Here is an 18,746-nt window from a genome sequence, read left to right as displayed (position 1 = left end):
CTTGGCTTCTTTATGCATCTCGGCTTACTCGATTTGAGATGCGGACTACATCGCATAAGAGTACCTGCCAACCCCCCAGGGGGGGCGCGGCGTGACATCGAAACTGACTTCACTAAGAAGCGCGAAAACCGTTTACGACCTGGCGAGCCTATTAGGGTTTAGTCCCAGTAGCATAACGTTTATACTATATAATCTTCCACCTGCAACCAAATACAAGACGTTCTCGATAGCTAAGCGTTCGGGCGGGACGAGATTGATAAGCGCGCCAGAGCCTCGTCTCAAATCGCTGCAACGCCGGTTAGCGGATCTTCTTCAAGAATGTCGCGATGAAATCAATGCTCTTCCAGAAAATAAAAAAAGCCGTTCCCACGGTTTCGAACGACAGCGTTCGATTTTAACAAATGCCAACATTCATAAACGCAAGCGATACGTCTTCAACATAGATTTGGAGAATTTCTTCCCCTCGTTCAATTTCGGACGAGTGAGGGGGTTTTTTATTAAGAACAAGAAATTTCAGCTGGAGCCGAAGATCGCCACTTTAATTGCGCAGATTGCCATTCACAATAATGAGCTTCCGCAGGGATCCCCATGTTCCCCTGTGATTTCCAACTTGGTGGCGGATGCGCTCGATCGACGGCTTGATAGATTGGCAAGGCAGAATAGATGCAGGTACTCTCGCTATGCAGACGATATTACTTTCTCAGCTCGTGTGAGGGACTTTCCGGCTGATATTGCAGTTCCAACTGGGGCAAACTTCGATCCGTCGGCTGTCTTGCAGTCCATCATCGCGTCTTCTGGCTTTGCTATCAACCCGAATAAAACGCGTATGCAGTATAGTATGAGCAGGCAGATCGTTACCGGTCTGGTAGTCAACGAGAAGCCAAACATAAGAAAAGAGTATAGGCGAACTCTGCGTGCGCAGGTCGATTCATACGCAAAAACCGGCTCGTTTACCTATGTTGATAGTAGTGGAACTCCAATTCCTGGCCGCGCACGACAGCTCGAAGGAAAAATCTCTCATGCTTGTGCGGTGAAAATGCACAATGCCGGTCCTCTCAACGACAGCATGCGGGTAGGGGAGATTTTCAAGATTGCAAGAAAATTTTGGCTCTCTCACTTGTTTGCTAGGCGGCTCAAACCCGTCATTCTTTGTGAGGGCAAGACGGATAATGCTTATTTGCGTGCCGCCTTAAAGAGCTTGGCATTACAGTACCCATCTATGGTTGATTCGTCGGCGAGAAATGCTACCTTTAAAGTCGAATTCGTCAACTTGAATTCTCTGGCAGCTGAAGTAATCGGTCTTGGAGGTACTGCAAATTTGTGTAAACTAATTCATAATTATGACAAAGAAGTATTAAAATTTTCCCGGTCACGGCCGCTTCATCCGCTCATCATTGTTGTTGATAATGACTCTGGTGCGAAAGGAGTTTTTGGTAAAATCAAAGAGGCCACTGGGAAAACTGTCGATATAAACACAAAAGAGCACTTCTACCGCATCAAAGACAATATGTACGTGGTGAAAGTTCCTGAAGGACGCCTTAACGAAGAGAGGGCGATTGAGCACTTGTTCGATCCGCCCGTTCTCAACACACCACTGCACGGCAAGATATTCCATCCAGGAGATAAAAATTTCGATCCGACAAAACACTATGGGAAAGAGGCTTTCGCCCAAAATGTGGTAAGACCGCAGGCAAACACGCTGAATTTTCGTGGTTTCGTGCCTCTCCTGGACAGGATTGAAGAAGTACTCAAAGATTACTGATCCGGCTTCTACCGATCCGGCACGAACGGCGTCCCCAGCGACCCCGGCGCCCCCACGGCCCTCCCGCGGCGGATCGACAGCAGGACCAGCGCGAGGATCGTCGCGATGTAGGGCGCGGCCGCCAGAAGCTGGGACGGCAGCGGCACCTGCGCCGCCTGGGCGTGGAGCTGGAGCACCGTCGCCGTGCCGAAGACGAGCGCGCCGACGAGCGCCCACATCGGCCGCCAGGCGGCGAAGACGACGAGCGCGACCGCGATCCAGCCGCGCCCCGCCGTCATGTTCGGCGACCAGAAGCGGGTGTAGACGAGGGAGAGGTAGGCGCCCGCGAGGCCGGCGCAGAGGCCGCCGAAGATCACCGCATAGACGCGCATCTTCAGGACCGGCAGGCCGAGCGCGTGCGCGGAGACGTGGTTCTCGCCGATCGAGCGCAGCCGCAGGCCCGTGCGGGTGCGCGCGAGGAAGAAGGCGACCCCCGCGACGAGGCCGAAGGCGACGTAGACGAGCGGGTCCTGCGAGAACAGCGCGTGGCCGACGAGCGGGATCTCCGACAGGATCGGGATCGGCCATTCCTCGACGCGCGGGCGCGTCTGCCCGACGAAGGGTGCGCCGATCAGGCCCGACAGGCCGAGCCCGAAGATCGTCAGCGCGAGCCCCGCGCCGACCTGGTTCGCCGCGAAGCCGAGCACGGCGAGCGCGAAGAGGGCGGCCATCAGCCCGCCGGCCGTCATGCCCAGCAGGATGCCGGCGAGGGTCGAATCGAAGGTGAAGGCGGCGGCGAAGGCGCAGACCGCGCCCATCGACATCATGCCCTCGACGCCGAGGTTGAGCACGCCCGCGCGCTCGGCCACGAGCTCGCCGATGGCGGCGATCAGGAGCGGCGTCGAGGCTGCGACGATGGTGAAGAGGATGGCTTCGAACGTCGTCATGCGCGCGCCCCCGCTCGAGTCACGAGTCTCGGCCGATAGCTCACGAGCGCGTCCGCCGTGAGCACGCACAGCAGGACGAGGCCCTGGAAGGCGACCGTGAGGTCGAAGGGCAGGCGCAGAAGGATCTGCGCGTTCTCGCCGCCGATGAAGGTGAGCGCCAGCACGAGCCCCGCGGCGAGGATCCCCCAGGGGTTCAGCCGGCCGAGGAAGGCGACCGTGATCGCCGTGAAGCCGTAGCCCGGCGAGATGTCCGGCAGCACGCGCGCGATCTGGCCCGACACCTCGGCGATGCCCGCGAGACCGGCGAGGCCTCCCGAGATCAGGAAGACGATCAGCGTCGTGCGCTTGGCGTCGAAGCCCGCGAAGCGCGCGGCGCGCGGCGCGTCGCCGGTGAGCTTGAGGCGGTAGCCGAAGAGCGTCCGGCCCAGCACCACGGCCGTGACCAGGACCGCGATCACGGCGAAGACGACGCCGACATGCACCCGGTCGAGCCCGGGGATCTCGGGCAGGCGTGCGGCGCTTTCGAAGACGACTGACTGTGGGAAGTTGAAGCCGGCGGGGTCGCGCCAGGGGCCGCGGGCGAGCCAGTCGAGGAAGAGCTCGGCGACGTAGACGAGGAAGAGTGAGGTGAGGATCTCGCTCACGCCGAAGCGCACCTTCAGGAAGGCGGGGATCGCCCCCCAGGCCGCGCCGCCGAGCATGCCGGCGAGCATCATCGCCGGCAGGAGCCAGGGGCCGGGATCGCTGCCGTGCGTGGCGAGCGCCAGCGCCGAGCCGGCGATGCCGCCCATGACGAATTGCCCCTCCGCGCCGATGTTCCACAGCCCGGCGCGGAAGCAGTAGGACAGGCCGATCGCGATCAGGATCAGCGGCGTCGCCTTCACCAGCATGGCGCGCAGGGACCACGGGTCGGTCAGCGGCTGGAGGATGTAGACCTCGAAGGCCGAGACTGGCGACTTGCCCAGCAGCGCGACGACGAGCCCCGCCACCAGGAAGGCGACGACGAGGGCCGCCAGCGGCGCCAGCGCCCGGGCGACGGGCGAGGGATCGGGGCGGGGGATCAGCTCGATGCGCATCAGGCGGGCTCCCGCGCCAGCGCCGCGCCGGCTTCGTCGTGCGCGCCGATCATCTCGAGGCCGATCGCCTCGCGCGTCCAGGCGGAGGCGGGGCGCAGCGGCGAGAGCCGGCCGTCGGAGATCACGGCCATGCGGTCGGCGATCTCGAAGAGCTCGTCGAGGTCCTGGCTGATCACGAGCACGGCGGCGCCCTTCGCGGCGAGGTCGACCAGCGCCTGACGGATCAGGCGCGCGGCACCCGCGTCCACGCCCCAGGTGGGCTGGTCGACGACGAGGAGCTTTGGCCCGCGCAGGATCTCGCGGCCGACGACGAACTTCTGCAGGTTCCCGCCCGACAGCTTGCGCGCCGCGGGATCGTCCGAGGGCGTGCGCACGTCGAAATGCCCGACCACGGAGCGCGCGATCCGCGCCGCCTCCGCGAAGGCGACGAAGCCGGCCTTGACGAGCCCGCTCGTCGCGTGATGCGAGAGCACCGTGTTGTCGGACAGGCCGTGGCTCGGTGCGGCGGCGTGGCCGAGCCGCTCCTCGGGCACGAAGGCCGCGCCCAGCCGCCTGCGCGCGTCGATCCCGAGCCGCCCCGCGCCCGTGCCCGCGACGACGACATCCCCCGCGTACGATGCGAGCCGCTCGCCGGAGAGCGCCGCGAACAGCTCGCTCTGGCCGTTGCCGGCGACGCCGGCGATGCCGACGACCTCACCCGCGCGGACCGACAGCGCGACGTCGACGAGCGGCTTGCCGTGCAGCGCCTCGGGCGGGAGCGACAGGCCCTCGACCCGCAGCACCTCCTCGCCCGTCCCCTTGGAGAGGTGGGCGCGCACCTCGCCGACCTCGCTGCCGACCATCAGCGCGGCGATCTCGCGGGCGCTGCTCGCCCGCGGGTCGAGCGTGGCGACCACCTTGCCGCCGCGCAGGATCGTCGCCGCACGGCACAGCCGGCGCACCTCCTCGAGCTTGTGGGAGATGTAGAGGATCGCCGTGCCCGCCTCCGACAGGCGGGTCAGCGTCTCGAACAGCCGCTCGCTTTCCTGGGGGGTGAGCACCGAGGTCGGCTCGTCGAGCACGATCAGGCGCGGCTTCTGCATCAGGCAGCGCACGATCTCGATGCGCTGGCGCTCGCCCGCCGACAAGGTCCACACCGCCCGGTCCGGCTCCAGCGCGAGGCCCCAGCCGCGGGAGATCTCCGCCAGCTCGGTGCGTACCGCGTCGAAGGCGCGCTCGGGGAGCGCGACGGCGACGTTCTCGGCCACCGTCATCTCCTCGAACAGCGAGAAGTGCTGGAACACCATGCCGATGCCCAGCCCCCGCGCCGCGACCGGGGAGGGGATCGAGACGGGGCGTCCCTCCCACAGGATCTCGCCCGCGGTCGGCTCGATCACCCCGTAGAGGATCTTCACGAGCGTCGACTTGCCGGCGCCGTTCTCGCCGAGCAGCGCGTGGATCTCGCCCGGCGCGAGCGCGAGGTCGACGCCGTCGTTGGCGAGGAGGTCGCCGTAGCGCTTCGAGACCCCGCGCAGGGAGACCAGCGCCGGCGTGCCGTCGGCGGTCGGGACGGAGGCGGCGGGGGAGGCGGGAGCGACGTCGGCCAAGGTCGTGGCGATCTCAGGGCGTGAGCACGGTGGCGCCGGTGGTCCGGCGACCCTCGAGCGCGCGATGCACGTCGCCGACGTCGGCGAGCGCCGCGCGCGCGTGGACCGGGATCTCGACGGCGCCACTCGCGACGACGGCGAACAGGTCCTGCGCGCTCGCGACGAGGTCCTCGCGCTTGGCGACGTAGGTGAACAGCGTCGGGCGCGTGGCGAAGAGCGAGCCCTTCTGCGCGAGGAGCCCGATGTCGAAGGCCTCGATCTTTCCCGAGGCCGAGCCGTAGCTCGCGAACATGCCCAGCGGTGCCAGGCAGTCGAGCGAGCCGGGGAAGGTCGCCTTGCCCACGCCGTCGTAGACGACCTGGCACTTGGCGCCCTTGGTGATCTCGGCGACGCGCTCGGGGAAGCTCTCCCTGGAGTAGTCGATGACGTGGTCGCAGCCCTTCGAGCGGGCGAGCTCGCCCTTCTCGGGCGACCCGACCGTGCCGATCACGGTGGCGCCGAGGTGCTTGGCCCATTGCACCAGGATCAGCCCGACGCCGCCGGCGGCGGCGTGGACGAGGACCGTGTCGCCGGCCTTCACGCGGTAGGTGCGCCGCAGCAGGTATTGCGCCGTCATGCCCTTGAGCATCATCGCGGCGGCCTGCTCGTCCGAGATCCCGTCGGGGATCTTCACGAGCCGGTCGGCGTCGATGAGCCGCGCCTGCGCGTAGGCGCCGAGCCCGGCGGCGTAGGCCACGCGGTCGCCGGGCGCGAGGTCGCTCACGCCCGCGCCGACGGCGTCGACCACGCCCGCGCCCTCGTTGCCGGGCGTGAAGGGAAGGGGAGCGGGGTAGGCGCCGGTGCGGAAGTAGACGTCGATGAAGTTGACGCCGATCGCCGTGTGCCGCACGCGCACCTGGCCCGGGCCGGGGGCGCCGATCTCGACGTCCTCGAGCGCCATCACCTCCGGCCCGCCCACGGCATGGATCCGAATCGCCTTTACCATCGCACAAGCCTCCTCGTTCGCCCGCGATCATAGGGAGGGGGCGGGCCGCGCGGCAATGCCGAAGCGGACGTGCCGCACGACGCACCTGCGAAAAGGCGAATCCCGTGCCATGATGCCCGCACGGGGGAGCTTGGCCGATGCGCACGAGCGGGCCGGAGAACACGGGTCCTCGATCCTGGCCGCGGGATTTCACGCCCAAGCTCGTGACGGTGCTGCGCGAGGGCTACGGGCGCGCTGCGCTCGGGCGCGACGCGCTGGCCGGGCTGACGGTGGCGATCGTCGCGCTGCCGCTGTCGATGGCGATCGCCATCGCGTCCGGCGCGAGCCCGGAGAGCGGGCTCTACGCCGCGATCGTCGGGGGCGCGATCGTCTCGCTGCTGGGCGGCTCGCGCTACCAGATCGGCGGGCCGGCGGGCGCCTTCATCGTGCTCGTCGCGGCCATCATCGCCCGCCACGGCTTCGACGGCTTCCTGCTGGCGACGATGATCGCGGGGGCGATCCTCGTCGCGCTCGGCGCGCTCAGGCTCGGCACCTACATCCGCTACATCCCCCATCCGGTGATCGTCGGCTTCACCGCCGGAATCGCGGCGATCATCGTCGTGAGCCAGCTGAAGGATCTCCTCGGCATCACCCTCGCGGGACCGGAGCCCGGGCCGGTGCTCGACAAGCTCGCCGCGCTCGCGGCGGCGGCGGGGAGCGCGAGCCCGCTCGCGATCGCGCTCTCGGCGGCGACGATCGCGGTCGTCGTCGGCGTGAAGCGCCTGGCGCCCACCGCGCCGGGCATGCTGATCGCGGTGGCGCTCGCTGCGGCGGCGACGGCGGCGCTCGACCTGCCGGTCGTGACGATCGGCACGCGCTTCGGCGGCATCCCGGGCGGCCTGCCGGCGCCTTCGCTGCCGGCGATCTCGTGGGAGCGGGTGATCGAGGTCCTGCCCGACGCCTTCGCCATCGCGCTGCTCGGCGGCATCGAATCGCTGCTCTCGGCGGTGGTGGCCGACGGGATGAGCGGGCGGCGCCATCGCTCGAACATGGAGCTCGTGGCGCAGGGCGTGGCCAATATCGGCTCGGCGCTGTTCGGGGGGCTGTGCGTCACGGGCACGATCGCGCGCACGGCGACGAACGTGCGCTCCGGCGCGGTCGGCCCGGTGGCGGGCATCCTGCACGCGGCTTTCCTGCTCGGCTTCATGCTGGTCGCGGCGCCGCTCGCGTCGTGGGTGCCGCTCGCCGCGCTCGCGGGCGTGCTCGTCCTCGTCGCCTGGAACATGGCGGAGAAGCACGAGTTCGCGGCGATCCTGCGCCGCTCGCGCTCGGAGGCCGTGGTGCTGCTCGCGACCTTCCTGATCGTCGTGTTGCGGGACCTCACCGAGGGCATCCTCGTCGGCGTCGTGCTCGGCGCCTTCGTGTTCATGCATCGCATGGCGACGATGGTCGGCGTCGAGGGCGGCGAGCCGGGACCGGTGCCCGACGAGAGCGAGACCGCGAGCGGGCGCGACGTGATGGTCTACCGCTTCACCGGGCCACTCTTCTTCGCGGCCTCCTCGACGGTCGCCGCCGCGCTCGAGCGGATCGGGCGGGTGCCGCCGGCCGTGGTGCTCGATCTCTCCGCGGTCTCGCTCGTCGATTCGTCCGCGGCGCACGAGCTCGAGAGCTTCGTCGCGCGGGTGCGCGGGCGCGGCGCGCTCGTGATCGTCGCCGGCGCGCGCCCGGAGCTGCGGCGCTTCCTCGCCCGCGCCGGGCTCAAGCCGCCGGTCGTGCGCTACGCCGCGAGCGTCGCGGCTGCGCGGGCGGACGCGGAGCGCGCGCTCAAGGCTTCGTCGGCGTCCCCGGCGGCTTCCGGTTCATGAGCGCGAAGACCGGTGCCGCGCCGGCCATGACGAGGACGATGCGGATGATGTGATGCGCCGCGACGAACGCCACCTCCGTCTGCACGGCAATGGCGACGAGGCTCATCTCGGCCAGCCCGCCCGGCGAGTAGGCGAGGATCAGCGGCACGGTCCCGAGCCCCATGATTCGGCCCACCACGCTCGCGAAGGCCAGCGTCAGCGAAAGCAGGATGATCGTGGAGCCGACCGAGAGGAGGAGGATGCGCAGGATCTCGCGCGGCGGCGTGCCGAGGAAGCGCGCCCCGATCGTCACGCCGAGCACGACCTGCGCCCCGGCGACGATCTCCACCGGCGGCTGGAAGTCGCTCACGCCCGTCACGTGCACGGCGGCGCTGACCAGCATCGGCCCGAGCAGCACCTTCGCCGGCAGGCGCAGGACGTGCCCGAGGAAGGTTCCGACGATGCCGCAGACGAGGATCCACGCCTCCGCCGAGAGCGGCGCGTCGAGGATCGAGGGACCTGCGGCGGGCCGCGCGCCGAGCGCCACGCCCTCGACCCACTGCACCATGAAGGGCAGCGTCATGACGACGAGCAGGATGCGCGCGGAATGGATCAGCGCGATGGTGCGCCCGTCCCCGCCCTTCGCCTCGCCGACGATGACCATCTCGACGAGGCCGCCGGGCATGCCGGAGAAGTAGGCCGTCACCGGGTCGAAGCGCGCGACCTTGCGGAAGTAGACCACCACGACGAAGCCCGAGACGGCGACGAAGCCGGCGAGCCCGATCGTGGAGATCACCCACTCGTCGAGCCGCCCGATCACGTCGGGCGTGAAGGCGGCGCCGAGCAGGACGCCGATGACCGCGCTCATCGGCGGGCGCACCACCGACGGCGCGGCGATCGGCGCGCGGACGAGGGCCGCGAGCGTGCACACCGTCATCGGCCCCAGCATCCAGGGCAGCGGCAGGCCGGCGCGCCAGAACAGCCAGCCGCCGATCAGGCCGAGCACGAGGGCCGCGAGGAAGCGCAGGTAGGGGAAGCGGGAGGGCGCCATCTCCGCGAGCCCGCCGCGAAGCTCGGCTATGAAGCTGCCCACCCGTCGGTCCTCCTCGTGCGTTCGAACGTGCCATCCTGTAGCGGAGCCGGCAGGGAAACGCACGCACGGGACTACGGAGTCGGCTTTGGTATGCGCTCCGTGCAGGGCTTGCGGCCGCCCGCGCTCAGCGTGCGTCGCGCTCGGCGAGCCAGGTGGCGACGATGCGGCGTTCGTCGGGCGTCATCTCGGTGATGTTGTTGGGCGGCATCGCGTCGGTGAGGACCGATTGCGCGCGGATCGCGCCCGCATGGCGGATGACGTCGTCGGGGCTCTCGAAGCGCACGCCCTTGGGCGCCGAGGCGAGGCCCGGCCAGCCGGGCTCGGTGGCGTGGCACATGGCGCAGCGTCCCTGGACGACGAGCATCGCCTCCTGGAAGGCCGCCGTTTGCGCCTCCGGACGATCGGCGCCGGCGTTCCAGTCGACGGTCTCGAAGCTCGGCCGCCCGGCGACCGAGAGGAAGGCCGCCAGCGCGAGGGCCGCCGCCGCGCCGCCCCAGGTCCACCAGACGTAGCCCTTGCCGGCATGCATCGTGTTGAAGAAATGGCGCACCAGCGCACCCGCCACGATCACCATGGCGACGATCGCCGGCGCGTAGGCGCTCGTCCAGGCCAGCGGGTAGTGCGTGCCGAGCATCAGGAACAGCACGGGAAGCGTGAGGTAGTTGTTGTGCAGCGAGCGCTGCTTGGCCTGCCTGCCGAGCTTCGGATCCGGCTCACGGCCCGCCTTCAGGTCGGCGACGACGATCTTCTGGTTGGGGATGATGACGAGGAAGACCGAGGCCGACATCCAGGTCGCGATCATCGCGCCCGTGTGCAGGAAGGCGGCCCGGTCCGAGAACACCTGCAGGAAGGCGACGTTCATTGCGATGATGAACCCGAACAGCACCGCGCCGAGCGCGACGTCGTTCTTCCCCAGCGGCGACTTGCACAGCCCGTCGTAGACGAGCCACGAGAGCGCCAGCGCGCCGATGCCGACGAGCGCCGCCTGCCAGGGTGCGAGCGCGAGCTTCGCCGGGTCGACGGTGTAGAGGTCCGCCTGGACGTAGTAGATCCACACGATCAGGAAGAAGCCCGTCAGCCAGGTGGCGTAGCTCTCCCACCTGAACCAGGTCAGCTCGCTCGGCAGCTCCGGCGGCGCGACGAGGTACTTCTGCATGCGGTAGAAACCGCCGCCGTGCACCTGCCAAGTCTCGCCGCCGACACCCTTCGGCAGCCCCTCGCGCTTCCTCAGCGAGAGGTCGAGCGCGATGAAGTAGAAGGACGATCCGATCCAGGCCACGGCGGCGATGACGTGGATCCAGCGGCCGAGCTGGCTCGCCCATTCGGTGGTGACGGCGTCGATCATGGTGCGTGCTGCGCTGCGGTCGGGAGACGGGAGCCTAGAGAAGCGGCGCGCGCGGGGGAAGTGGGCGTTTTCGCGCGCGAGTGTCGTTCTGCAGCAACATAGGTGTCTTGACCCTCGCCCCCGGCGTCGTGTACGACCGCCTCCATTGAAACCTGACGGATCGGGAGGTGCGCATGGACATGTGCAAGATCATCCTCCCGGCGCTGCCCGCGACGGACCGGCTCTTCCGAGACCGAATCCCCCGCTGAGCCCGCGCCGGACCGCGGACCACGCGTCCGGCCAAACCCTCGCAGCACGAATCCCATTCCGGGCGGCGCGCCTCGCGCCCGCCTCGTCCGTCAGGAGCCGGCCCCGCGGCCGGATGCATCGATGTCCCTCTTCACCCAACGTCGCGGCGACCCGCTGCGCGACATCGTCCGTTTCGTCGTCTCCCATTGGCGCCGGCGCCTCGGCGCCACGCTGGTCATCGTCGTCGGCATGATCCTCTCGACGCTCGCCGAGATCGCCGTGCCGTACTTCGCCGGACGGATGATCGAGGCCGTGTCGCTCGGGCCGCAGGCGCCGGGCGCCGGGCGTGCGGCGCTCCTGGCGCTGGTGGCGACCGTCGCGCTCGGCATCGTCTCCGTCGCCTTCCGGCACAAGGCCTTCCGCGGGCTCGAGAAGCTGACGATCTTCGTGATGAGCGACGTGGCGCGCGAGAGCTTCGCGCGCGTCCAGCGCTTCTCGTCGGACTGGCACGCGAGCAACTTCGCGGGCTCGACCGTGCGCAAGATCACCCGCGGCATCTGGGCGATCGACACGTTCAGCGACACGGTGCTCGTGGCGCTGCTGCCGTCGGCGGTCGTTCTGGTGGGCACGATCCTCCTCATGAGCGTGCAGTGGCCGATCATGGGCGCGGTCGTGCTCGTGGGCGCGATCGCCTACGTCACGGCCGTCGCGCTCCTGTCGAGCCGCTGGGTCGCCCCGCGCGCGCGCCTCGCCAACGCCCAGGACACCCGCATGGGCGGGCTCTTGGCCGACGCGATCGGCTGCAACGCCGTGGTCAAGGCCTTCGGCGCCGAGGCGCGCGAGGACGTGCGGCTCGAGCGGCTCCTCGACAAGTGGCGGGAGCGCACCCGCGGCGCCTGGATGCGCTACTCGAGCACCTGGAGCGCGCAGCTCGTGATCCTCGTCGTGCTGCGCGCGGCGGTGCTCGGTATCGCGCTATGGCTGTGGTGGCGCGGGCAGGCGAGCGCAGGCGACATCGCCTACGTGCTCACCGCCTTCCTGGTCGTGAACGGGTACCTGCGCGAGGTCGGCATGCACCTCAACAACCTGCGCCAGTCCGTGAACGAGATGGAGGAGCTCGTCGCGATCATGGAGGCGCCGCTGGGCGTCGTCGACCGGCCGGACGCCAGGCCGATCGCGATCACGCGCGGCGAGATCGCCTTCGAGCGCGTCACCTTCCACTACAAGGGCCACGACACGCCGCTGTTCCGGGACCTCGACGTGCGCATCGCGCCCGGCGAGCGGGTGGGCCTCGTCGGGCGCTCGGGCTCGGGCAAGTCGACCTTCGTCAAGCTGATCCAGCGCCTGCACGACATCGAGTCCGGGCGGGTCGCCATCGACGGGCAGGACGTGGCGGCGGCGACGCAGGCGTCGCTGCGCGGGCAGATCGCCATCGTCCCGCAGGAGCCGATCCTGTTCCACCGCTCGCTCGCCGAGAACATCGCCTACGCCCGCCCCGGCGCGCGGCCGGACGAGATCGTGGCGGCGGCGCGGCTCGCCAACGCCCACGACTTCATCGCCCGCCTGCCCAAGGGCTACGAGACCCATGTGGGCGAGCGCGGCGTGAAGCTCTCGGGCGGCGAGCGCCAGCGCGTGGCGCTCGCCCGCGCCTTCCTGGCGGACGCGCCGATCCTGATCCTCGACGAGGCCACGTCGAGCCTCGATTCGGAATCGGAGCGGCTGATCCAGGAGGCGATGGAGCGGCTGATGGCCGGGCGCACGGCGATCGTCATCGCCCACCGGCTCTCGACCGTGCGCACCCTCGACCGGATCCTCGTGTTCGATCGCGGGTGCATCGTCGAGGAGGGGCCGCACGCGGCGCTCCTCGCCGTGCCGGACGGGGCGTATCGCCGGCTCTTCGAGGCGCAGGCCGAGGACATGACGCGGGCGGCCTGAGCGGCGCAGAAAGGACACGAAGGATGCGAGTCGAGGTCAAGGAAATCGAGGCGTTGCCCGTGCTGATTCGGCGCCGGCGCCTGACGCTGCCCGAGGTCGGGGCGGCGGCCGCGGAGGAATGCCCGCGGCTCGAGGACGAGGCCGCCGCCCGCGGCCTCGCGGTCTCGGGGCGGTTCGTCTTCTCGGCGGCCGGGCTGCCGATGGACGCGGCGACGCCGTTCGATCTCGCCTTCTGCCTTCCGGTCGCGGCCGGTGCGGATTGCGAGCGCCTTCCCCCGTTCCGCTGCGCCGCGATCGACTATCGCGGGCCGCTCGCGGATCTGTTCGCGCAGGGCTACCGGCCGCTGCTGGAGGCGATCGCGGCGGCGGGTCACGTCCCGTCGGGTTCGAGCCGTGAGGTCTATCACCGCTGGGCCGGGCCCGGGGACACGCACAACCACGTCGAGATCCAGATCGGCCTCCGCTGAGCGGCGGCGCGGGTTTACACCCCGGGGCCGATCCTTATATCACCGTGCGGCGCGGCCCCCGCGGGCCGCGCCGCAGCGACACGTTCCATTCACCCCGCCACAGTCGAGTTTCGAGAGCCCATGCGCGCCGAGATCGAACAGCTGGTCGAGACCGCCAAGCAGTCCATAGGGCTGCTGAGGAGGCATCTTTGACTGGGATACCGCACAACGCCGTCTCGCCGAGCTGAACGCGGCCTCGGAGAACCCCGAGCTCTGGAACGACCCCGACGCCGCGCAGAAGCTGATGCGCGAGCGCACGTCGCTCGAGGACTCGATCGCCGCCATTACCCGCCTCGAGCAGGAGCTCGACGACGCGGTCACGCTCATCGAGCTCGGTGACGCCGAGGACGACGAGGCGACGATCCAGGAGGGCGAGGCCGCCATCCGCGGCATCGAGGCCGAGGCGCAGCGCCGGCAGGTCGAGAGCCTGCTCTCGGGCGAGGCGGATTCGAACGACACCTACCTCGAGGTCCATTCCGGCGCCGGCGGCACCGAGAGCCAGGACTGGGCGCAGATGCTCCAGCGCATGTACATGCGCTGGGCCGACAAGCACGGCTTCAAGGTCGAGGTGATGGAGATCGCCGACGGGGAGGAGGCCGGCATCAAGGGCGCCACCGTCATGATCAAGGGCCACAACGCCTACGGCTGGCTCAAGACCGAGTCGGGCGTGCACCGGCTGGTGCGCATCTCGCCCTACGATTCCGCCGCGCGGCGGCACACGTCCTTCGCCTCGGTCTGGGTCTACCCGGTCGTCGACGACAAGATCGACATCCAGGTGAACGAGAGCGACTGCCGCATCGACACGTACCGCGCCTCGGGCGCCGGCGGGCAGCACGTCAACACGACCGATTCGGCCGTGCGCATCACGCACCTCCCCACCGGCATCGTGGTGGCCTGCCAGCAGGAGCGCTCGCAGCACAAGAACCGGGCCAAGGCCTGGGACATGCTGCGCGCACGCCTCTACGAGGCCGAGCTGAAGAAGCGCGAGGAGAAGGCCAACGCCGAGACCGCGTCCAAGTCGGACATCGGCTGGGGCCACCAGATCCGCTCCTACGTGCTCCAGCCCTACCAGCTGGTGAAGGACCTGCGCACCGGCACCCAGTCGACGAGCCCGAGCGACGTGCTCGACGGTGATCTCGACCCGTTCATGGAGGCGGCGCTGGCGCAGCGGGTGTACGGCACGACGGCGGACGTCGAGGACGTGGATTGAGGAGAGCGAGCGCGGCCGCTCAGGCTGCTCCGCAGCACTTCTTGTACTTCTTGCCCGAGCCGCAGGGACACGGATCGTTGCGGCCGGGCGGTCCCTTGGACGCTGCGCGCTGGGCGATCGCAGCGGCGAGGGTGCGGACGCTCGCGGTGATCATGTCTGGCGCCTGCCCGTCGAGTTCGGCTCCCATCCGGAGGTCGAGGTCGCCCGCAGATTCGCTCGCTCTGCGCTCACGTTCCTCGGCGATCGAGGCGAGTCCCGCCAGCGTCTTCAACGCGGAGAGCGCTTCGGGACCGTAGCCGCCGACGGCGTCCCAAGCGTCGGGTCGCAGCTTCAGGGCCGTCGCGAAGCCGTTCGCCCAGACCTCCCAGATTATCTCGTCGGTGTCGTCGGTGCGCGGGAGCAGCGGCTCGTGGCGCCCTGGGCGCGACAGGAGCGACCTGCCGGTGCGCTTGAAGAACCAGAGGACGTCGGCAATCAGGATCTCCGGGACGTTCTCCGCGAAGGAAATCGGATCGGCGCCATCGTGATCGAGGACGTGGGGCAGCCATTCGGCCACGGGAATGTCGACGCCGCACAGGTGGAGCCCGGTTGCGAAGCCGTCCAACGTTTCCAGGAGCATCGTGGATTCGGAGAACCGTGCGAGCCCGGATGCGAGCCAAGCCTCGCGGGTGGATTCGTGTCTCATGTCGTGCCCAGCTCGACCGCATCGTTCAGATCGGCGCAGGAAAGCGACATGCGTCACTCGAGGCAAGCGGCGAGCACGAGGTTCTCCCGCCTGCCTCAGATCCCCAGCCCGCCCTCCGTCCGGTCGAGGATCATCGGAATGATCAGGTCCTCCTCGTCGTCGAGGTGCCGCAGGAGGCTCGCGAGCAGCCGGTCGGCCTGATCGGCATAGCCGTCCGCGGCCCGGCGCAGGGCGTCCTGGTCCGCTTCCGGTGCCACCAGGAGGGCGCGGGCGCGCTCGGCGGTGACCTCGAGCGCGTGGTGGATCGCCTCGTGGTCGCCCTCCAGCACGTCAAAGCCGCGCACGAGCCGGGCGTCCGCCGCGCGGAAGAGCGGGAAGTAGGCGTGATCCTCGATCTGGTGGTGTCCCTCCAGCTCGCCGAGGAAGAGCCGCAGCCGCGGCGCGAACCAGCCCCGGAACGGCCCCGCCGCCACCTCGCCCTCGCGCATCGCCCGCGTCGCGCCCTGGAGCGCGGCGCCCAGCTCGCGGAACATGTCGTGCTTGGCGATCCAGAACCGCGCGGTGGCGCCCAGGTTCGGATGCGCGGGCCAGACCGTGCGCGGGTAGCGGTCGAGCAGGACGCGCAGGTCGGACGGCCAGCCGAGCCGGGTGTCGAGGTCGAGGGCGTCTTGCCGGTGGTCTCGCATGGCGTCTCCCGTGGCCGCCATCGGGCCCCTGCCAAAGAGCTATGATCTCGGCCGGGCAAGGGAAAGCCCCGGGCTGCAAGCGGCGCCTTGCACGCGAGCCCACCCGGCCTCGCCGCCCACGGGCCTTCCGTGGCGATCCCCGTCGGCCTAACCTCCCGCACCCATCCCCCGCCCCGGAGCCCGCCGCCATGAAGATCACCGCCATCCGCGACATCGTCGCGCCCATCAAGTCGCAGATCGCCAACGCCTACATCGACTTCTCGCTGATGACGGCCTCGGTGGTGGCGATCGAGACCGATCTCGTGGTCGAGGGGAGGCGGGTCGTCGGCTACGGGTTCAACTCGAACGGCCGCTATGCGCCGCAGGGCCTTCTGCGCGAGCGCTTCATCCCGCGCCTGCTCGAGGCGGCGCCGGACGCCTACCAGGGGGCGGACGGGTTCCTCGACCCGTCGAAGGCCTGGGACCTGATGATGAAGAACGAGAAGCCGGGCGGGCACGGGGAGCGCTCGGTGGCGGTGGGCGTGCTCGACATGGCGCTGTGGGACGCGCTGGCCAAGGCGCACCGGGTGCCGCTGTGGCGGCTCCTCGCCGATCGCTACAACGGCGGGCGTGCCGACGAGACCGCCTGGGTCTATGCGGCGGGCGGCTACTACCATCCCGGCAAGGGACTCGACGCCCTGCGCGACGAGATGCGCTCCTATCTCGACCGGGGCTATTCCACCGTGAAGATGAAGGTCGGGCTCGTGCCGCTCGAGGACGATCTCGCCCGTATCGAGGCGGTGCTCGACGTGCTCGGCGGGGACGGGTCGCGGCTCTGCGTCGACGTCAACGGCCGCTTCGGGCTCGAGGAGGCGATCCGCTTCGGGCACGCCGTCGCGCCCTACGGCCTGCGCTGGTACGAGGAGCCGCTCGATCCGCTCGACTACCTGGAGCACGCCGCGCTCGCCACGCTCTACGCGCCGACCCTGGCCACGGGCGAGAACCTGTTCTCGCACCAGGACGCGCGCAACCTGATCCGCCACGGCGGCCTGAGGCCGGACCGGGACATCCTGCAGTTCGACCCGGCGCTCTCCTACGGGCTCGTGGAGTACCTGCGCACGCTCGACGTGCTGTCCGCCCACGGCTGGTTGCGCCGGCGCTGCGTGCCCCACGGCGGGCACCAGTTCGCGCTCAACATCGCGGTGGGGCTCGGGCTCGGCGGCAACGAGAGCTACCCGGACGTGTTCGCCCCCTTCGGCGGCTTCGCCGACGGCACCCCCGTGCGCGACAGCCGGATCGCCATGCCGGACGTGCCGGGCGTCGGCTTCGAGGCGAAGAGCGCACTCTGGGAGGTGATGCGGCCGCTCGGGGAGAGGTGAAACACGTGTCAGAATGTAAAATAAGATAAAACACGCTTGTGAACGGATTGGCTCTTCATTTCCGTCCGCTCACGGGTTATCTCCTCGTGTCCAGAGGAGAGACGCCATGCCCGCCGTCGACGCCCCGAAGGTCCACGTCATCCACGAGAACGACGCCTGGGTCGTGCCGCTGCGCGCGGCCTTCGCCGAGCTGGGCACGCCCACCGAGGAGTGGTTCCTCGACCGCGGCGTGCTCGACCTGCGGGCCGAGCCGCCGCAGGGCGTGTTCTACAACCGCATGAGCGCCTCCTCGCACACCCGAGGTCACCGCTACGCGGCGGAATATACCGGCGCGGTGCTCGCCTGGCTCGAGCGCCACGGCCGCACGGTGGTGAACGACAGCCGCGCACTTCGGCTCGAGGTCTCCAAGGTGGCGCAGTACGAGGCGCTCGCCGCGCACGGCGTGGCGACGCCGGACACGCTCGCCGTCGTCGGGCGCGAGGACATCGCGGGCGCGGCCGAGCGGCTCGGCTTCCCCCTCATCCTCAAGCACAATCGCGGCGGCAAGGGGCTCGGCGTGCGTCTGTTCCTCTCGGCGGCGGCGCTCGCGGAGCACCTCGCCTCGGAGGAGTTCGAGGAGCCGCTCGACGGCATCACGCTGGTGCAACGCTACGTGCAGGCGCCGGCACCCTTCGTCACGCGGCTCGAGTTCGTCGGCGGGCGCTTCCTCTACGCGGTGCGGGTCGACACGTCGGAGGGCTTCGAGCTCTGCCCGGCGGACGCCTGCACGGTCGAGGCCGCCCGCGAGGCGGCGGCGATCGGGGACGCCGCCTGCCCGGCGGTCGCGCCCGCGGACAAGTTCACCGTCGTGCCGGGCTACGAGAACCCGGACATCCCCGCGCTCGAGCGGATGCTCGCCGACAACGGCGTCGGCATCGCCGGCATCGAGGTGATCGAGGACGCGGCCGGCCGGCGCTTCGCCTACGACGTGAACACCAACACGAACTACAATCCACAGGCGGAGGCGGAGGCCGGCGTCTCCGGCATGCGCGCCATCGCCCGCCACCTCGACGGGCTGCTCGCCCGCCAGCGCCGCGCGGCGGCCTGAGCCTCCCGCCGGCCGCTCAGCGGTAGCGGCCGTGCCGCTGGAGGACCTCGATCTGGTAGCCGTCGGGGTCCGCGACGAAGAAGAAGCGCGCCATCGGCGCGCCGTCGCGCTCGAACGCCACGATCCTGCGCGGCGAGAGGCCCAGCGCCTCGAAACGTGCGTGCTCGGCGTCGAGGTCGTCCACCGCGAAGGCGATGTGACCGTAGCCGTCGCCGAGCTGGTAGGGCTCGGTGCGGCCGTGGTTGACCGTCAGCTCGACCTCGAAGTCGGCTTCCCCGTTTCGCAGGTAGACCAGCGTGAAGTCGTCGAAGGGGAAGCGGTCCGCGACCTCGAGCCCGAAGGCCTTGCCGTAGAAATCGACCGAGCGTGCCTCGTCCAGCACGCGGATCATCGCGTGTATCGCCTTCGCCATCGTGTCCCTCCACGTCGCGGTCCGGGCGCCGCGCCGGGAGAGA

16 protein-coding genes are annotated in these 18,746 nt (G+C 69.3%); 7 read left to right on the top strand and 9 right to left on the bottom strand.

What is annotated here, in order from left to right; translation table 11 throughout:
* Positions 1 to 91: 91 nt before the first annotated feature.
* Positions 92 to 1,762 carry a retron Ec67 family RNA-directed DNA polymerase/endonuclease gene (locus G407_RS31220; RefSeq protein ID WP_169728790.1) on the top strand — a complete coding sequence of 557 codons (1,671 nt, stop codon included), beginning with the start codon at positions 92 to 94 and terminating at the stop codon, positions 1,760 to 1,762.
* 8 nt (positions 1,763 to 1,770) lie between these two features.
* Here the strand turns inward: G407_RS31220 and G407_RS0114300 are convergent, their stop codons facing one another.
* From G407_RS0114300 to G407_RS0114285, 4 genes are read right to left on the bottom strand one after another with little or no spacing between them, the layout of a single operon-like run.
* Entirely contained in the window at positions 1,771 to 2,688 is a 918-nt protein-coding gene (locus G407_RS0114300) for an ABC transporter permease (protein ID WP_029031347.1), read from the bottom strand.
* The gene (locus G407_RS0114295; RefSeq protein ID WP_029031346.1) at positions 2,685 to 3,764 is read right to left on the bottom strand and encodes an ABC transporter permease; all 1,080 of its coding nucleotides are present in this window, start codon (positions 3,762 to 3,764) and stop codon (positions 2,685 to 2,687) included. The genes G407_RS0114300 and G407_RS0114295 overlap by 4 nt, the downstream gene beginning before the upstream one ends.
* Entirely contained in the window at positions 3,764 to 5,350 is a 1,587-nt protein-coding gene (locus G407_RS27835) for an ABC transporter ATP-binding protein (RefSeq protein WP_425337500.1), read from the bottom strand. The genes G407_RS0114295 and G407_RS27835 overlap by 1 nt, the downstream gene beginning before the upstream one ends.
* 13 nt (positions 5,351 to 5,363) lie before the next feature.
* Positions 5,364 to 6,335, bottom strand: a complete 972-nt coding sequence (locus tag G407_RS0114285) for a quinone oxidoreductase family protein (RefSeq protein WP_029031345.1) — start codon at positions 6,333 to 6,335, stop codon at positions 5,364 to 5,366.
* 137 nt (positions 6,336 to 6,472) lie between these two features.
* Here G407_RS0114285 and G407_RS0114280 point away from each other — a divergent pair, with 137 nt between their 5' ends.
* A complete protein-coding gene (locus tag G407_RS0114280) occupies positions 6,473 to 8,179 on the top strand; it encodes a SulP family inorganic anion transporter (protein WP_029031344.1) in 1,707 nt (568 codons plus the stop codon).
* Here the strand turns inward: G407_RS0114280 and G407_RS27830 are convergent.
* Together G407_RS27830 and G407_RS0114270 are read right to left on the bottom strand one after the other, a co-directional pair.
* Complete coding sequence (locus G407_RS27830; protein WP_052341388.1) at positions 8,139 to 9,251, bottom strand: AbrB family transcriptional regulator; 1,113 nt, start codon at positions 9,249 to 9,251, stop codon at positions 8,139 to 8,141. The genes G407_RS0114280 and G407_RS27830 overlap by 41 nt on opposite strands.
* Positions 9,252 to 9,375: 124 nt before the next feature.
* A complete protein-coding gene (locus G407_RS0114270) occupies positions 9,376 to 10,596 on the bottom strand; it encodes a urate hydroxylase PuuD (RefSeq protein ID WP_043539845.1) in 1,221 nt (406 codons plus the stop codon).
* Between the two features lie 369 nt (positions 10,597 to 10,965).
* On the opposite strand from G407_RS0114270, the gene G407_RS0114265 reads away from it, so the two are divergent.
* The 3 genes from G407_RS0114265 (at position 10,966) to prfB (ending at position 14,475) form a co-directional block, all read left to right on the top strand.
* On the top strand, positions 10,966 to 12,759 hold the full coding sequence (locus G407_RS0114265; protein ID WP_029031342.1) for an ABC transporter ATP-binding protein: 1,794 nt from the start codon (positions 10,966 to 10,968) through the stop codon (positions 12,757 to 12,759).
* Between the two features lie 23 nt (positions 12,760 to 12,782).
* Positions 12,783 to 13,226: a GyrI-like domain-containing protein gene (locus G407_RS0114260; RefSeq protein WP_043539844.1), complete on the top strand. Its 444-nt coding sequence runs from the start codon at positions 12,783 to 12,785 to the stop codon at positions 13,224 to 13,226.
* A gap of 120 nt (positions 13,227 to 13,346) precedes the next feature.
* Positions 13,347 to 14,475 (top strand): peptide chain release factor 2 gene (gene prfB, locus G407_RS0114255; RefSeq protein WP_156917593.1). Its coding sequence is split into 2 segments (ribosomal slippage): positions 13,347 to 13,415 and positions 13,417 to 14,475, totalling 1,128 coding nucleotides; the frame shifts between segments, so codons are not numbered across the junction.
* Between the two features lie 19 nt (positions 14,476 to 14,494).
* On the opposite strand, the gene G407_RS30550 is transcribed toward prfB, so the two are convergent.
* Together G407_RS30550 and G407_RS0114245 are read right to left on the bottom strand one after the other, a co-directional pair.
* Positions 14,495 to 15,160 carry a UPF0149 family protein gene (locus G407_RS30550; protein ID WP_052341387.1) on the bottom strand — a complete coding sequence of 222 codons (666 nt, stop codon included), beginning with the start codon at positions 15,158 to 15,160 and terminating at the stop codon, positions 14,495 to 14,497.
* Positions 15,161 to 15,255: 95 nt separating this feature from the next.
* The gene (locus G407_RS0114245) at positions 15,256 to 15,846 is read right to left on the bottom strand and encodes a hemerythrin domain-containing protein (protein ID WP_029031339.1); all 591 of its coding nucleotides are present in this window, start codon (positions 15,844 to 15,846) and stop codon (positions 15,256 to 15,258) included.
* A 188-nt stretch (positions 15,847 to 16,034) separates the two neighbouring features.
* Here G407_RS0114245 and G407_RS0114240 point away from each other — a divergent pair, with 188 nt between their 5' ends.
* Positions 16,035 to 17,204 (top strand): mandelate racemase/muconate lactonizing enzyme family protein, encoded by a 1,170-nt coding sequence (locus tag G407_RS0114240; protein WP_029031338.1) that lies wholly within the window; start codon positions 16,035 to 16,037, stop codon positions 17,202 to 17,204.
* Positions 17,205 to 17,310: 106 nt separating this feature from the next.
* Positions 17,311 to 18,291 (top strand): ATP-grasp domain-containing protein, encoded by a 981-nt coding sequence (locus tag G407_RS0114235; protein WP_029031337.1) that lies wholly within the window; start codon positions 17,311 to 17,313, stop codon positions 18,289 to 18,291.
* A gap of 16 nt (positions 18,292 to 18,307) precedes the next feature.
* Here G407_RS0114235 and G407_RS0114230 read toward each other — a convergent pair whose 3' ends face one another.
* On the bottom strand, positions 18,308 to 18,703 hold the full coding sequence (locus tag G407_RS0114230) for a VOC family protein (protein ID WP_029031336.1): 396 nt from the start codon (positions 18,701 to 18,703) through the stop codon (positions 18,308 to 18,310).
* Positions 18,704 to 18,746: the final 43 nt, after the last annotated feature.

The sequence above is a fragment of the Salinarimonas rosea DSM 21201 genome, assembly GCF_000429045.1.
Classification (GTDB): Bacteria; Pseudomonadota; Alphaproteobacteria; order Rhizobiales; family Beijerinckiaceae; genus Salinarimonas; species Salinarimonas rosea.
The sequence above is the reverse complement of the archived record's forward strand: the minus strand, read 5'-3'. Positions and strand labels throughout refer to the sequence as shown.